The sequence below is a fragment of the Geodermatophilus sp. SYSU D00698 genome, from assembly GCF_054050335.1.
Genome location: NZ_JBJGZD010000015.1, coordinates 37,082 through 50,517 on the forward strand (window position 1 = coordinate 37,082; position 13,436 = coordinate 50,517).

Consider the following 13,436-nt stretch of genomic DNA (forward strand, 5'->3'; position numbering starts at 1 on the left):
CCGGGCCAGCGCTGCCCCGCGGGACGACGACCCCGCGCAACCACCCGCGGGGCCGCCGGTCCTCAGCCTGCCCGGGCCACCGTGTCCCGGGCGGTCGCCGGCTCCGCTGTCCCCCTCTGCTTCCGTGCACCGCACCCTCTGACCACCGGCCGGGCCCCGCGCCCCGCGACGTCCCCCCGCGGGCCGCGCGCAGGCCGACGACGGGAGTGATCATGTCCGGGTCCCGCACCCCCGCCCCCCGCACCACCGCCGGCTCGGCCGTCCCCTTCTCGGCCACGCCGGCGGCCTCCGGCCTCTACGACCCGGCGAACGACTCGGACGCCTGCGGCGTGGCCTTCGTGGCCGACGCCCGCGGCCGCCGCTCGCGCGCGATCGTGGCCGCCGGCCTGACCGCGCTGCACAACCTCGACCACCGCGGGGCCGCCGGCTCCGAGCCCAACTCCGGGGACGGCGCCGGCATCCTGACCCAGGTGCCCGACGCGCTGCTGCGGGCCAGCGTCGACTTCGACCTGCCCCCGCTGGGCGAGTACTCCGTCGGCGTCGCCTTCCTCCCGGTCGACGAGCAGGAGCGGGCCGCCCGCTACGCCGACGTCGAGCGGATCGCCGCCGAGGAGGGCCTGACCGTCCTCGGCTGGCGCGACGTGCCGGTCGACCCCGACGGCGCCGACCTCGGCCCCACCGCCCGCGCGGTCATGCCGCACTTCGGGCAGCTGTTCGTCGCCGAGACCATGGGCGCCCGCGCCGACCAGCAGGCCTTCGGCGGCCCGCGCGAGGTCAACGGCGTCACCCGGCTGGAGCGGCGCTCGTTCGTGCTGCGCAAGCGCGCCGAGCGGGAGGCCCGCGAGGCCGGCAGCTCGCTCTACGTCGTCTCGCTGTCCAGCCGCACCGTCACCTACAAGGGCATGCTGACCACCGACCAGCTGCCCGCGTTCTTCCCCGACCTGCGCGACGAGCGCTACGAGTCGGCGATCGCGCTGGTGCACAGCCGGTTCTCCACCAACACGTTCCCGAGCTGGCCGCTGGCGCACCCGTTCCGGTTCATCGCCCACAACGGCGAGATCAACACCATCAAGGGCAACCGCAACCGGATGCGCGCCCGCGAGGCCAAGCTCGAGACCGAGCTGTTCGACGGCCCCGCCGGCCCGGCCTCCGAGCTCGGCCTGGACCGGGTCTTCCCGGTGACCGCGAGCGACTTCAGCGACTCGGCGACCTTCGACGAGGTGCTCGAGCTGCTGCACCTGTCGGGCCGCTCGCTGCCGCACGCGGTGCTGATGATGATCCCGGAGGCGTGGGAGAACCACGACGAGATGGACCCGGCCCGCCGGGCCTTCTACCGGTTCCACTCCTCGATCATGGAGCCCTGGGACGGGCCGGCCTGCGTCGCGTTCACCGACGGCACGCTCATCGGCGCCGTCCTCGACCGCAACGGCCTGCGCCCGGGCCGCTGGTGGCGGACCGAGGACGACCTCGTCGTCCTCGCCAGCGAGGCCGGCGTCCTCGACATCCCGGCCGGCGACGTCGTCGCCAAGGGCCGGCTGCAGCCGGGCCGGATGTTCCTCGTCGACACCGCCTCCGGGCGGATCGTCTCCGACGAGGAGGTCAAGGGCGCCCTGGCCGCCGAGCACCCCTACGAGGACTGGCTGCACGCCGGCCTGGTGCACCTGCCCTCGCTGCCCGAGCGGCGGCGGGCGCGGCCCAGCCACGAGTCGGTGGTCCGCCGGCAGCTGCTGTTCGGCTACACCGAGGAGGACCTGCGCGTCCTGCTCACCCCGATGGCGTCGTCCGGCGCCGAGCCGATCGGCTCCATGGGCACCGACACCCCGATCGCGGCGCTGTCGGACCGCTCCCGGCAGCTCTACGACTACTTCGGGCAGCTGTTCGCCCAGGTGACCAACCCGCCGCTGGACGCCATCCGCGAGGAGCTGGTGACCAGCCTCGGGCGCACCTTCGGCCCGGAGCAGAACCTGCTCTCGGCCACCCCTGCGTCGTGCCGGCAGGTGTACCTGCCCTACCCGGTCATCGACAACGACGAGCTGGCCAAGATCCTGCACATCGACGACGACGGCGACCTGCCCGGCTTCGCCGCCGTCCGGATCACCGGCCACTACGACGTCACCGGCGGCGGCCCCGCGCTGGTCGAGGCGGTCGAGCAGCTGCGGAGCAAGGTCAGCAGGGCGATCGCGGCCGGTGCGCGGGTCATCGTGCTGTCCGACCGCGACTGCGACGAGAAGCGCGCGCCGATCCCGTCGCTGCTCATGACCGCCGCCGTCCACCACCACCTGGTGCGCGAGCGCACCCGCATGGAGGTCGGCCTGGTCGTCGAGTCCGGCGACTGCCGCGAGGTGCACCACGTCGCGCTGCTGCTCGGCTACGGCGCGGCCGCGGTCAACCCGTACCTGGCCTTCGAGTCCATCGAGGACCTCATCCGCGACGGCGTCCTCACCGGCGTGCAGCCCGCCCAGGCGGTGCGCAACGTCGTGAAGGCGCTCGGCAAGGGCGTCCTCAAGGTGATGAGCAAGATGGGCATCAGCACCGTCGGCTCGTACACGATGGCGCAGATCTTCGAGGCCGTCGGCCTGTCGCAGGACGTCGTCGACGAGTACTTCACCGGTACCTCGTGCCCCCTCGGCGGCGTCGGCATGGACGTCCTCGCCGAGGAGGTCGCCATGCGGCACCGGCGCGCCTACCCGGAGAACCCCACCGAGCGCGCGCACCGGCGGCTGGAGACCGGCGGCGAGTACCAGTGGCGCCGCGAGGGCGAGGTGCACCTGTTCAACCCGGAGACGGTGTTCCTGCTCCAGCACTCGACCCGCTCGCGGCAGTTCGAGGTGTTCCAGCGCTACACCGACACCGTCGACGCGCTCTCGGAGGACGCCGCGACGCTGCGCGGCCTGTTCGAGATCCGGAAGGGCGTGCGCCCGCCGGTGCCGCTCGAGGAGGTCGAGCCGGCCAGCGAGATCGTCAAGCGCTTCCAGACCGGCGCGATGAGCTACGGCTCCATCTCGCAGGAGGCGCACGAGACCCTCGCCATCGCCATGAACCGGCTCGGCGGCAAGTCGAACACCGGTGAGGGCGGGGAGGACCCCGACCGCTACGTGCCCGACCCGAACGGCGACCTGCGCCGCTCGGCGATCAAGCAGGTGGCCAGCGGCCGCTTCGGCGTGACCAGCGAGTACCTGGTCAACGCCGACGACGTCCAGATCAAGATGGCGCAGGGCGCCAAGCCCGGCGAGGGCGGCCAGCTGCCCGGCGGCAAGGTCTACCCGTGGGTGGCCCGCACCCGGCACTCGACGCCGGGCGTCGGCCTGATCAGCCCGCCGCCGCACCACGACATCTACTCGATCGAGGACCTCAAGCAGCTCATCCACGACCTCAAGAACGCGAACACCGAGGCGCGGATCAACGTCAAGCTGGTCGCCGAGGTCGGGGTCGGGACGGTCGCGGCCGGGGTCAGCAAGGCGCACGCCGACGTCGTCCTGATCTCCGGGCACGACGGCGGCACGGGTGCCGCCCCGCTGACCTCGCTCAAGCACGCCGGCTCGCCGTGGGAGCTCGGCCTGGCCGAGACCCAGCAGACGCTGCTGGCCAACGGGCTGCGCGACCGGATCGTGGTGCAGGCCGACGGCCAGATGAAGACCGGCCGCGACGTGCTCGTCGCGATGCTGCTCGGCGCCGAGGAGTACGGCTTCGCCACCGCTCCGCTGGTGGTCTCCGGCTGCATCATGATGCGGGTCTGCCACCTCGACACCTGCCCGGTCGGCGTGGCCACCCAGAACCCGGAGCTGCGCAAGCGGTTCACCGGGCGGCCGGAGTTCGTCGTCACCTTCTTCGAGTTCCTCGCCGAGCAGGTCCGGCAGTACCTCGCCGAGCTGGGCTTCCGCTCGGTCGACGAGGCCGTCGGCCACACCGAGCTGCTCGACACCCGGCGAGCGGTCGACCACTGGAAGGCCAGCGGGCTGGACCTCTCGCCGATGCTCGCGCAGCCCGAGCTGCCCGAGGGCGCGGCCCGCCGGGCGGTCCGCACCCAGGACCACGGCCTCGACGTCGCGCTGGACCAGACGCTGATCCAGCTGTGCGAGGGCGCCCTGCTCGACGCGCGGCCGGTGCGCCTGGAGCTGCCGGTGCGCAACGTCAACCGCACCGTCGGCACGATGCTCGGTTCGATGGTCACCCGCCGCTTCGGCGGCGAGGGCCTGCCCGACGGCACGATCGACCTGACCTTCACCGGGTCGGCCGGCCAGTCCTTCGGCGCCTTCCTGCCGCGCGGCATCACCATGCGGCTGCTCGGCGACGCCAACGACTACGTCGGCAAGGGCCTGTCCGGCGGCCGGATCGTCGTCCGCCCGGCGCCCGAGGCGACCTTCGCCGCCGAGGACAACGTCATCGCCGGCAACGTCATCGGCTACGGCGCCACCGGCGGGGAGGTGTTCCTGCGCGGGCGGGTCGGCGAGCGGTTCTGCGTCCGCAACTCCGGCGCGCTGGCCGTCGTCGAGGGCGTCGGCGACCACGCGCTGGAGTACATGACCGGCGGCCGCGCGGTGATCCTCGGGCCCACCGGGCGCAACGTCGCGGCCGGCATGTCCGGCGGCATCGGCTACGTCCTGGACCTCGCCCGGCACCGGGTGAACCCCGAGATGGTCGACGTCGAGCCGCTGGACGGCGAGTCCGCGCAGTGGCTGCGCGACGTGCTGGTCCGGTACCACGCCGAGACCGAGTCGCCGGTCGCGGCGGCCCTGCTGGCCGACTGGGGCCGCTGGTCCGAGCAGTTCAGCGTGATCATGCCGCGCGACTACCGTCGCGCCCTCGAGGCCCGGCGCGCCGCCGAGGCCGCCGGCACGGATGTGGATCGAGCAGTGATGGAGGCCGCACGTGGCTGACTCCACGGGGTTCCTGAAGTACGAGCGGGCCCTGCCGCCCCGGCGGCCGGTCGACGTCCGCATCCTCGACTGGAAGGACGTCTACCTCTCCCGGCAGAACGGGGAGGACGGCGTCTACCCGGTCGCCGCGCTGCGCCAGCAGGCCGCGCGGTGCATGGACTGCGGCATCCCGTTCTGCCACCACGGCTGCCCGCTGGGCAACCTGATCCCGGAGTGGAACGACCTCGCCCGCCGGGACGACTGGCGCGACGCGATCGAGCGCCTGCACGCGACCAACAACTTCCCGGAGTTCACCGGGAAGCTGTGCCCGGCCCCCTGCGAGGGCGCCTGCGTGCTGAACCTGCAGGACTCGCCGGTCACGATCAAGCAGATCGAGTGGGAGATCATCGACCAGGCATTCGAGCGCGGCCACGTCGAGCCGCAGGCCCCGGCCGAGCGCACCGGTAAGAAGGTCGCCGTCGTCGGGTCCGGGCCGGCGGGCCTGGCCGCCGCCCAGCAGCTCACCCGTGCCGGGCACGACGTCACCGTCTACGAGCGGGCCGACCGCGTCGGCGGCCTGCTCCGGTACGGCATCCCCGAGTTCAAGATGGAGAAGTCCGTCCTGGACCGGCGGCTGGACCAGATGCGCGCCGAGGGCACCCGTTTCGTGACGGGCGTCGAGGTCGGCGGGTCGGGGGAGGGCGACCTCTCCGCCGAGCAGCTGCGCGGTGAGCACGACGCCGTCGTGATCGCCGCCGGCGCCACCGTCGGGCGCGACCTGCCCGCTCCCGGGCGCGAGCTCGACGGCATCCACCTGGCGATGGAGTTCCTGCCCTTCGGCAACCGGCAGGCGCTCGGCGAGCTGGACGACCCGCCGATCACCGCCAAGGGCAAGGACGTCGTCATCATCGGCGGCGGCGACACCGGCGCGGACTGCCTGGGCACCTCGCACCGGCAGGGCGCCCGCTCGGTCACCCAGCTGGAGATCATGCCCGCGCCGCCGGACAAGCGGGCCGAGGGCAACCCCTGGCCGACCTACCCGATGATCATGCGGGTCTCCTCGGCCCACGAGGAGGGCGGCGAGCGGCTGTACTCGGTCAACACCGAGCGCTTCCTCGGCGACGACGAGGGCTGCGTGCGCGCCCTGGTGATCCACGAGGTCGAGCGGGTGGACGGCCGGTTCCAGAAGGTCGAGGGCACCGAGCGCGAGCTGCCCGCGCAGCTGGTGCTGCTGGCCATGGGCTTCACCGGCGTGCAGCGCGAGGGCCTGGTCGAGGCGCTGGGCCTCGACGTCGACGGGCGCGGCAACGTCGCCCGCGACGGCGAGTTCATGTCCACCGTGCCCGGCGTGTTCGTGGCCGGGGACGCCGGCCGCGGCCAGTCGCTGATCGTGTGGGCCATCGCCGAGGGCCGCGCCGCCGCCGGCGCGGTCGACCAGTGGCTGACCGGCAGCTCCATGCTGCCCCGCCCGGTCACCCCGACGGCGGTGGCGCTGCGGTAACACCGTCGTCCTCCGGGCTCCGCTCGCCGGACGACACAGGGGCCGGGCCCTCGCGACACCCGCGGGGACCCGGCCCCTGTCCGTTCCGCCGGAGGCGGCGCACTAGCGTTCTCCCCATGTCCCGCCGCGCGAAGATCGTCTGCACCCTGGGCCCGGCCACCAGCTCCCTCGAGCAGATCACCGCCCTGGTCGAGTCGGGCATGGACGTCGCCCGGCTCAACTTCAGTCACGGGTCGCACGCCGACCACGAGAAGGCCTACCTCCACGTGCGCCAGGCGTCGGACCGCACCGGCCGCGCCGTCGCCGTCCTGGCCGACCTGCAGGGCCCCAAGATCCGCCTCGGCACGTTCGCGGACGGCCCGGTGCACTGGGCCACCGGCAGCCGCGTCTGCATCACCGTCGACGACGTCGACGGCACCGCCGAGCGGGTCTCGACCACCTACAAGGGCCTGGCCAACGACGCCCGCGTCGGTGACCGGCTGCTGGTCGACGACGGCAAGCTCGCCCTGTCCGTCGTCTCCGTCGACGGGCCCGACGTCTGGTGCCTGGTCGTCGAGGGCGGCGAGGTCTCCAACAACAAGGGCCTGTCGCTGCCCGGCGTCGCCGTGAGCGTGCCCGCGCTGTCGGAGAAGGACGAGGAGGACCTCCGCTTCGCCCTGCACCTGTCCGTCGACTTCGTCGCGCTGTCGTTCGTCCGCTCGCCCGCCGACGTCGAGCTGGTCCGCGACATCATGCGCCAGGAGGACGTGCACGTCCCCGTCATCGCCAAGCTGGAGAAGCCCGAGGCGGTGGCGAACCTGGAGGCGATCGTCGAGGCCTTCGACGGCATCATGGTGGCCCGCGGGGACCTCGGCGTGGAGCTGCCGCTCGAGAAGGTGCCGCTGGTGCAGAAGCGCGCCGTGCAGGCCGCCCGGGAGCGCAACAAGCCGGTCATCGTCGCCACCCAGATGCTCGAGTCGATGATCACCAACTCGCGGCCCACCCGCGCCGAGGCCTCCGACGTCGCGAACGCCGTCCTCGACGGCGCCGACGCGGTGATGCTCTCCGGCGAGACCTCGGTCGGGCGCTACCCGATCGCGGCGGTGCGCACGATGGAGCGGATCATCGACGCCGTCGAGAGCTCCGACGCGCGCGCGCCGGAGATCACCCGCCGGTCCCGGTCCCGCTCGGGCGCGATCGTCCGCGCGGCCCGGGACATCGGCGAGGCGCTCGACGTCAAGGCGCTGTGCACCTTCACCCAGACCGGCGAGACCACCCGCCGGCTGGCCGCGCTGCACCCCCGCCAGCCGCTGCTGGCCTTCACCGTCGACGGCCGGGTCCGCAGCCAGCTCGCGCTGTCCTGGGGCGTGGAGACCTTCCTCGTGCCCTCGGTGGAGCACACCGACGACATGGTCGAGCAGGTGGACTTCTCCCTGCTGTCCATCGGCCGGCTCAAGGTCGGCGACCGCGTCGTCGTCGTGGCGGGCAGCCCGCCGAACACGGTCGGGTCGACCAACCTCATCCGGGTGCACGAAGTCGGCACCGACTCGTGACCGGCGGCGGGACCCAGGCCGCCGCGCTGATGAGCGTCCTCGACCTCGAGGAGCGCTCGCCCGACGTCTTCGTGGGGCAGACCCCGACCACCACGCTGCAGCGCATCTTCGGCGGGCAGGTGGCCGGGCAGGCGCTCATGGCGGCCACGCGCACGGTGCCGGGCGGCCGCGGCGTGCACTCGTTGCACTCCTACTTCCTGCGGCCCGGCGACCCGCACGAGGAGCTGCGCTACACCGTCGAGCGGATCCGCGACGGCCGGTCCTTCTCCACCCGCCGGGTCATCGCCTGCCAGACCCGGCGCGGTGAGGACGTCGCCGTCTTCGCGCTGACGGCGGACTTCCACGCCGGCGAGCCGGGCGTCGTCGCGCACTCCCGGCCGATGCCGGAGGTGCCGCGGCCCGACGAGCTGCTGTCGCTGGCCGACCACGCCGCCGGGTACGGCGACCTGGCGGCGCCGGCACTGGAGATCAGCCGCGCGGTCGAGCAGCGGCCGCTGGTCAACCCGTTCGCGCCGGAGCCGAAGACCCCGCCGGCCACCCAGTCGCACGCCTGGTTCCGGGTGGCCGGCCGGCTCCCCGACGACGCCGGGGTGCAGGCCGCGGCGCTGACCTTCGTCAGCGACCTGACGCTGCTGTCCGCGGGGCTCGCGCGGGTCGGCGGTGGGTGGGGCGGGCGCTACGTCGGCGCCAGCCTCGACCACGCCGTCTGGTTCCACGCGCCGTTCCGGGCCGACGAGTGGTTCCTCTACGAGACCGACAGCCCGGCCGCCTCCGAGGGCCGCGCGCTGTGCTTCGGCAGCATCTGGACCGCCGACGGCCGGCACGTGGCCACGGTGGCCCAGGAGGGGCTCATCCGGTCACTGGGGGAGTAGCCGGCACCACCTCGGCCGGCTCCACCCCCTCCGGGGCCTCCTCGGGGGCCTCCGGCACCACCGTCTGCTCGGCAGCCGTCTGCTCGGCGGCCGCCTGCTCGGCCGCGTGCCGCCGGGCCGCCTCCTCCTCGGCCGCCCGCCGCTCGGCCTCCTTGCGCTCGGCCTCGGCGCGGGCGCGCTCGGCGGCCTGCTCGGCGAAGTCGGCGGCCAGCCAGTCGTGGCCCTCGCACAGCAGCGCCCAGGCCCGCTCGACGTGCGCCCGCGTCGTCGCCGGCGCGCCGATCGCCACCCGCAGCACCACCGAGCCGCGCACGGTCGTGTGGGTCAGGTGGACCTCGCCGCCGTCGTTGAGCCGCTCCAGCAGCGTCATGGTCGCGACGTCGGCGTCGACGTCGGCCGGCCAACGCGGCCGCAGGCACACCAGCGACAGGGGGTGCGGGGCGGCGACGTCGAAGCGGTCGTCGGCGTCGGCCCAGGCGGCGAGCTCCTGCGCCAGCGCGACACCGGACCGGACGTGCGCGCGCAGCCCCTCGGCGCCGTACCAGCGCAGCACGGTCCACAGCTTGAGCGCGCGGAACCGGCGGCCCAGCTCGATCTGCCAGTCGCGGTAGTCGACGACCGCGCCGGCCTCGGTGGCGGCGTTGCGCAGGTACTCGGGGAGGATCGACAGCGCGCCGGTGAGCGCCGCCCGGTCGGCGACCCAGAACAGGGTCGCGTCGAAGCCGGTGAGCAGCCACTTGTGCGCGTCGGTGGTGTAGCTGTCGGCCTCCTCGACGCCGGCCTGCAGGTGCCGCAGCTCCGGGACGACGGCGCTCACGCCCGCGTACGCGGCGTCGACGTGCAGCCAGGCGCCGTACCGGCGGCAGATCGGCCCGATCCCGGCCAGCGGGTCCACCGCGGTGGTCGACGTCGTCCCGACCGTGGCGCAGACCAGCACCGGCTTCAGCCCGCGGGCGGTGTCGCGCTCCAGCCGGGCGGCGAGGGCGGCCGGGCGCATCGCCAGGTCGCCGTCGACCTCCACGACCCGGATGGCGTCGGTGCCGAGGCCCGCGATCCGGACGGCCTTCTCCATCGACGAGTGGGTCTCGGAGGAGACGTAGACCGTGTACTCCTCGGGCACGACACCGTGCCGGACGGTGGCCCCGCCGCTGGCCCGGTGCAGCGCCGCGAGCAGGGCGACCAGGTTGGCCCCCGAGCTGGAGTCCTGCACGACGCCACCGCCGCTGCCCGTGGAGCGGAACGCCTCCGGCAGCCCGAGCAGGTCGGCCAGCCAGTCCAGGACGTGCTGCTCGAGCTCGGTGGCCGCCGGGCTGGTCACCCACGACATGCCCTGGACACCCAGGCCCGCCGACAGCAGGTCGCCGAGCACCGAGGGGCCGGAGGTGTTCGCCGGGAAGTAGGCGAGGAAGCCAGGGTGCTGCCAGTGGGTGACGCCCGGCAGGACGACCCGCTCGAGGTCGGCGAGGACGGCGGAGAAGGGCTCGCCCCGCTCGGGGGCGGACGGCGGGAGCGCCGCGCGGACGTCGCCGGGGGAGACCCGCGAGCGGACGGGGAAGGACTCGATGCGCGCCCAGTAGTCGGCGATCCAGTCGACCACCTCGTGACCGTGCTGCCGGAACTGCTCGGGGGTCATGTGGGGCACGGGCTCGCTCACCCCGACACCGTATTGCCCGCGACGAGTGGGCCCCGGAGGGGTCCACGGGGAGCGGGGCGACGCAGGACGAGGACGCCGGGACGTGAGCCGCCCCGCCAGGCGGTGGGAGGAGTGGGGGCCGGAGGCCTCCGCGAGCGCCGGGACGGGCTCCGCGGTGGCGGGGACGGCACGTGGTGGCGGTGTCGTCCGGGAGGACGACGATGTCACGGTGCCCCCGGTGCGACTCGAACGCACACTGCGCGGGTTTTGAATCCGCTCCCTCTGCCGATTGGGGTACGGGGGCAGGTGCCGCGACCGAGGTCACGACCCGGCCAGCCTAACCGGGACGCCACTCCCAGCCGTCGTCGCTAGGCTCCTCCGCGTGAGCAGCGAGCCGACCCGGGTCCTCATCGCCGAGGACGAGGCCCTCATCCGCCTCGACCTCAAGGAGATGCTCGAGGAGGAGGGGTACGTCGTCGTCGCCGAGGCGGGGGACGGGCAGACCGCCGTCGACCGCGCCCGGGAGCTGACGCCGGACCTGGTCATCCTCGACATCCAGATGCCGGTCCTCGACGGGCTGGCGGCCGCCGAGCAGATCGCCTCGGCGCGCATCGCGCCGGTCATCGTGCTCACCGCCTTCAGCCAGCGCGAGCTGGTCGAGCGGGCCCGCGACGCCGGCGCCATGGCCTACCTGGTCAAGCCCTTCTCCAAGAACGACCTCGTGCCCGCCATCGAGGTGGCCCGCGCCCGGTTCACCGAGATCGCCGCGCTCGACGGCGAGGTGCGCACGCTCGAGGAGCGGCTGGAGGCCCGCAAGGTCGTGGAGAAGGCCAAGGGCCGGCTCATGGCCGAGCAGGGGATGACCGAGGCCGAGGCCTTCCGGTGGATCCAGCGCACGGCCATGAACGAGCGGACGTCGATGAAGGCGCTCGCCGAGCGGATCCTCGCCACGGACGAGGCTGCTGCGGAGGGTGCACCCTCCCGGGGGAACGCGTAACCCGGCCGGAACAGGGCAGGTCACGACCCCATCACGGTCTCAACAGTCCCGCATCCATCCCTGTGTCCAGCAGTTACGTTCACCGGACTGACGGGGCCCCGGCACGTCCGGGGCCCGCCGGACCGACGTACGACAACTGGGAGTTGCTGGATGCGCACGCGTACCTACGCCCGCAGCATCGCCGTCACCTCCGCCGCGCTCGTCGCTCTCACCGCCTGCGGTGGCGGCGACGACGGTGGCAGCGGCTCGGGCGGCGACGCCTCGGGCGGCGGCGAGAAGCAGGTCAACATCTACGGCACCGACGGCAACATGGGTTCCACCCTCGGTGAGGACTTCGAGGAGCCGGGCGCCCTGGCCGGGATGAAGGGCACGCTGCCCCTCACCGAGCTGTCCGGGGACTTCACCGACCGGCTCCTGCAGGTCGACCCGAACCTGGGCAACACCTTCAACTACGCCGGCGAGACGTACGACGCCATCGTGATCACGGCGCTGGCCGCCCAGCTGGCCGGCACCAACGACGCGAACGTCTTCAAGGCCTACGTCAACGGGACCACCACCGGCGGCGAGAAGTGCGACACCTTCCAGGCCTGCATCGACATCGTCAACGCCGGGGGCAACCCCGACTACGACGGCATCAGCGGCCCGCTGGCCTTCGTCGACGCCGGTGAGCCGGCGGCCGCGAGCTTCGGCATTCAGCAGTTCGGTGAGGACAACGCGATCGACGACTCGCAGACCGAGTTCGTCCTCGCCGGCGACGAGGCCAACGCCACCACCGACGAGGGGCCGGCTCCCGCGGCTCCTGGCACCACCGGTGAGCAGCTGGTCGTCGGGACCCTGCTGCCGCTGACCGGTGACCTCGCCTTCCTCGGCCCCCCGGAGGTCGCCGGCGCCCGCCTGGCCGTCCAGGAGATCAACGCCGCCGGCGGTGTCCTCGGCCAGGAGGTCCGCCTCGAGGAGGGTGACTCGGGCGACGCCACGACCGACACCGCCACCCAGACCGTCGACCGCCTGCTGCAGGCCGGCGTCAACGCGGTCGTCGGCGCGGCGTCCTCGACCGTCAGCCTCAACGTCATCGACCGGATCACCGCGGCCGGTGTCATGCAGATCAGCCCGGCGAACACCTCGGACCAGTTCACGACGTACAACGACAACGGGCTGTACTTCCGCACCGCCCCGCCGGACGTCCTGCAGGCCCGCGCCCTGGCCGACCTGCTCGCCGCCGACGGCAACAACACCATCGGCATCCTCGCCCGCAACGACTCCTACGGGAACGGTCTCGCGGAGAACACCCGCGAGAACCTGCTGGCCGGCGGTCTGAGCGAGGACCAGGTCGTGAACGTGATCTACGACCCGAACGCCGCCAACTTCGACGACATCGTCCAGGAGATGGTGGACCTCAACCCCGACGGCATCGTCGTCATCGGGTTCAACGAGTCCTCGCGGATCATCGAGGGGCTCAACGAGAACGGCATCGGCCCGCAGCGCTGATCCAGCCGTCCCTCTCCGGCAGCGGCCCGGTACCCCTCGCGGGGTGCCGGGCCGCTGTCGTGTGCTCAGCGCTGCAGGGACCGGCCCTCGGGCGCCCAGTCGGCAGGGCGGCCGCGGTGGTTGGAGAACTCCACGGCCCACCGCCACCAGCTGCGGTCGGGGGCGTGCTCCCAGCGCAGCAGGACGCCGACCTCGCCTCCGGGCAGCAGCACGGGCAGGCCGTGGTGGCTCTCGTCGGGCCAGATCTCCGAGCGTCGCAGGCCGCCGTCGACGAGCTCGAGCAGGGTGACGGGGGAGTAGTCACCGTCCCGGTCGGCGTCACCGCGGACGACGACGGTGTCGTCGTCGGCGGTGACCCGCACCGCCAGGCGGGCGGGCGCGGCGTGCACGAGCACGCGGGAGAAGCCGCCGGCGGTCAGCGCCCGGCAGAAGTCCAGGCCGTTCATGCCGCCGTCGCGGCCGCGCAGGTCCCAGGTCCAGTTCACGGACCCGGTCCTACCCCTCCACACCCCCGGACGACGAGAGGCCGGCGCCCCCGCGGGGGACGCCGGCCTCGT

At 73.5% G+C, this 13,436-nt stretch carries 8 protein-coding genes and 1 tRNA gene; 6 read left to right on the forward strand and 3 right to left on the reverse strand.

Features of this window, described 5'->3' with window-relative positions; all coding sequences use genetic code 11:
* Positions 1–212: 212 nt before the first annotated feature.
* From gltB to ACI8AB_RS14670, 4 genes are all read left to right on the forward strand, one after another.
* Entirely contained in the window at positions 213–4,877 is a 4,665-nt protein-coding gene (gene gltB, locus ACI8AB_RS14655; protein ID WP_456950699.1) for a glutamate synthase large subunit, read from the forward strand.
* A complete protein-coding gene (locus ACI8AB_RS14660; RefSeq protein ID WP_456950700.1) occupies positions 4,870–6,357 on the forward strand; it encodes a glutamate synthase subunit beta in 1,488 nt (495 codons plus the stop codon). Before gltB ends, ACI8AB_RS14660 begins: the two co-directional genes overlap by 8 nt.
* A 116-nt stretch (positions 6,358–6,473) precedes the next feature.
* On the forward strand, positions 6,474–7,889 hold the full coding sequence (gene pyk / locus ACI8AB_RS14665; protein ID WP_387986664.1) for a pyruvate kinase: 1,416 nt from the start codon (positions 6,474–6,476) through the stop codon (positions 7,887–7,889).
* Entirely contained in the window at positions 7,886–8,761 is an 876-nt protein-coding gene (locus ACI8AB_RS14670) for an acyl-CoA thioesterase (RefSeq protein ID WP_387986667.1), read from the forward strand. Before pyk ends, ACI8AB_RS14670 begins: the two co-directional genes overlap by 4 nt.
* Here the strand turns inward: ACI8AB_RS14670 and ACI8AB_RS14675 are convergent.
* Together ACI8AB_RS14675 and ACI8AB_RS14680 are read right to left on the reverse strand one after the other, a co-directional pair.
* Complete coding sequence (locus tag ACI8AB_RS14675) at positions 8,739–10,415, reverse strand: aminotransferase class V-fold PLP-dependent enzyme (protein WP_456950701.1); 1,677 nt, start codon at positions 10,413–10,415, stop codon at positions 8,739–8,741. The genes ACI8AB_RS14670 and ACI8AB_RS14675 overlap by 23 nt on opposite strands.
* A 209-nt stretch (positions 10,416–10,624) precedes the next feature.
* A tRNA-Leu gene (locus ACI8AB_RS14680) sits at positions 10,625–10,698 on the reverse strand.
* Between the two features lie 78 nt (positions 10,699–10,776).
* On the opposite strand from ACI8AB_RS14680, the gene ACI8AB_RS14685 reads away from it, so the two are divergent.
* Together ACI8AB_RS14685 and ACI8AB_RS14690 are read left to right on the forward strand one after the other, a co-directional pair.
* A complete protein-coding gene (locus ACI8AB_RS14685) occupies positions 10,777–11,391 on the forward strand; it encodes an ANTAR domain-containing response regulator (RefSeq protein WP_387986671.1) in 615 nt (204 codons plus the stop codon).
* A gap of 150 nt (positions 11,392–11,541) precedes the next feature.
* Positions 11,542–12,879 (forward strand): ABC transporter substrate-binding protein, encoded by a 1,338-nt coding sequence (locus ACI8AB_RS14690; protein ID WP_456950702.1) that lies wholly within the window; start codon positions 11,542–11,544, stop codon positions 12,877–12,879.
* 65 nt (positions 12,880–12,944) lie between these two features.
* Here the strand turns inward: ACI8AB_RS14690 and ACI8AB_RS14695 are convergent, their stop codons facing one another.
* Positions 12,945–13,364 carry a DUF7712 family protein gene (locus tag ACI8AB_RS14695; RefSeq protein ID WP_456950703.1) on the reverse strand — a complete coding sequence of 140 codons (420 nt, stop codon included), beginning with the start codon at positions 13,362–13,364 and terminating at the stop codon, positions 12,945–12,947.
* Positions 13,365–13,436 lie beyond the last annotated feature (72 nt).

Coding starts and splice junctions, on each gene's coding strand:
- pyk (WP_387986664.1), top strand. CDS start 6,474: ATGTCCCGCCGCGCGAAGATCGTCTGCACCCTGGGCCCGGCCACCAGC.
- gltB (WP_456950699.1), top strand. CDS start 213: ATGTCCGGGTCCCGCACCCCCGCCCCCCGCACCACCGCCGGCTCGGCC.
- ACI8AB_RS14690 (WP_456950702.1), top strand. CDS start 11,542: ATGCGCACGCGTACCTACGCCCGCAGCATCGCCGTCACCTCCGCCGCG.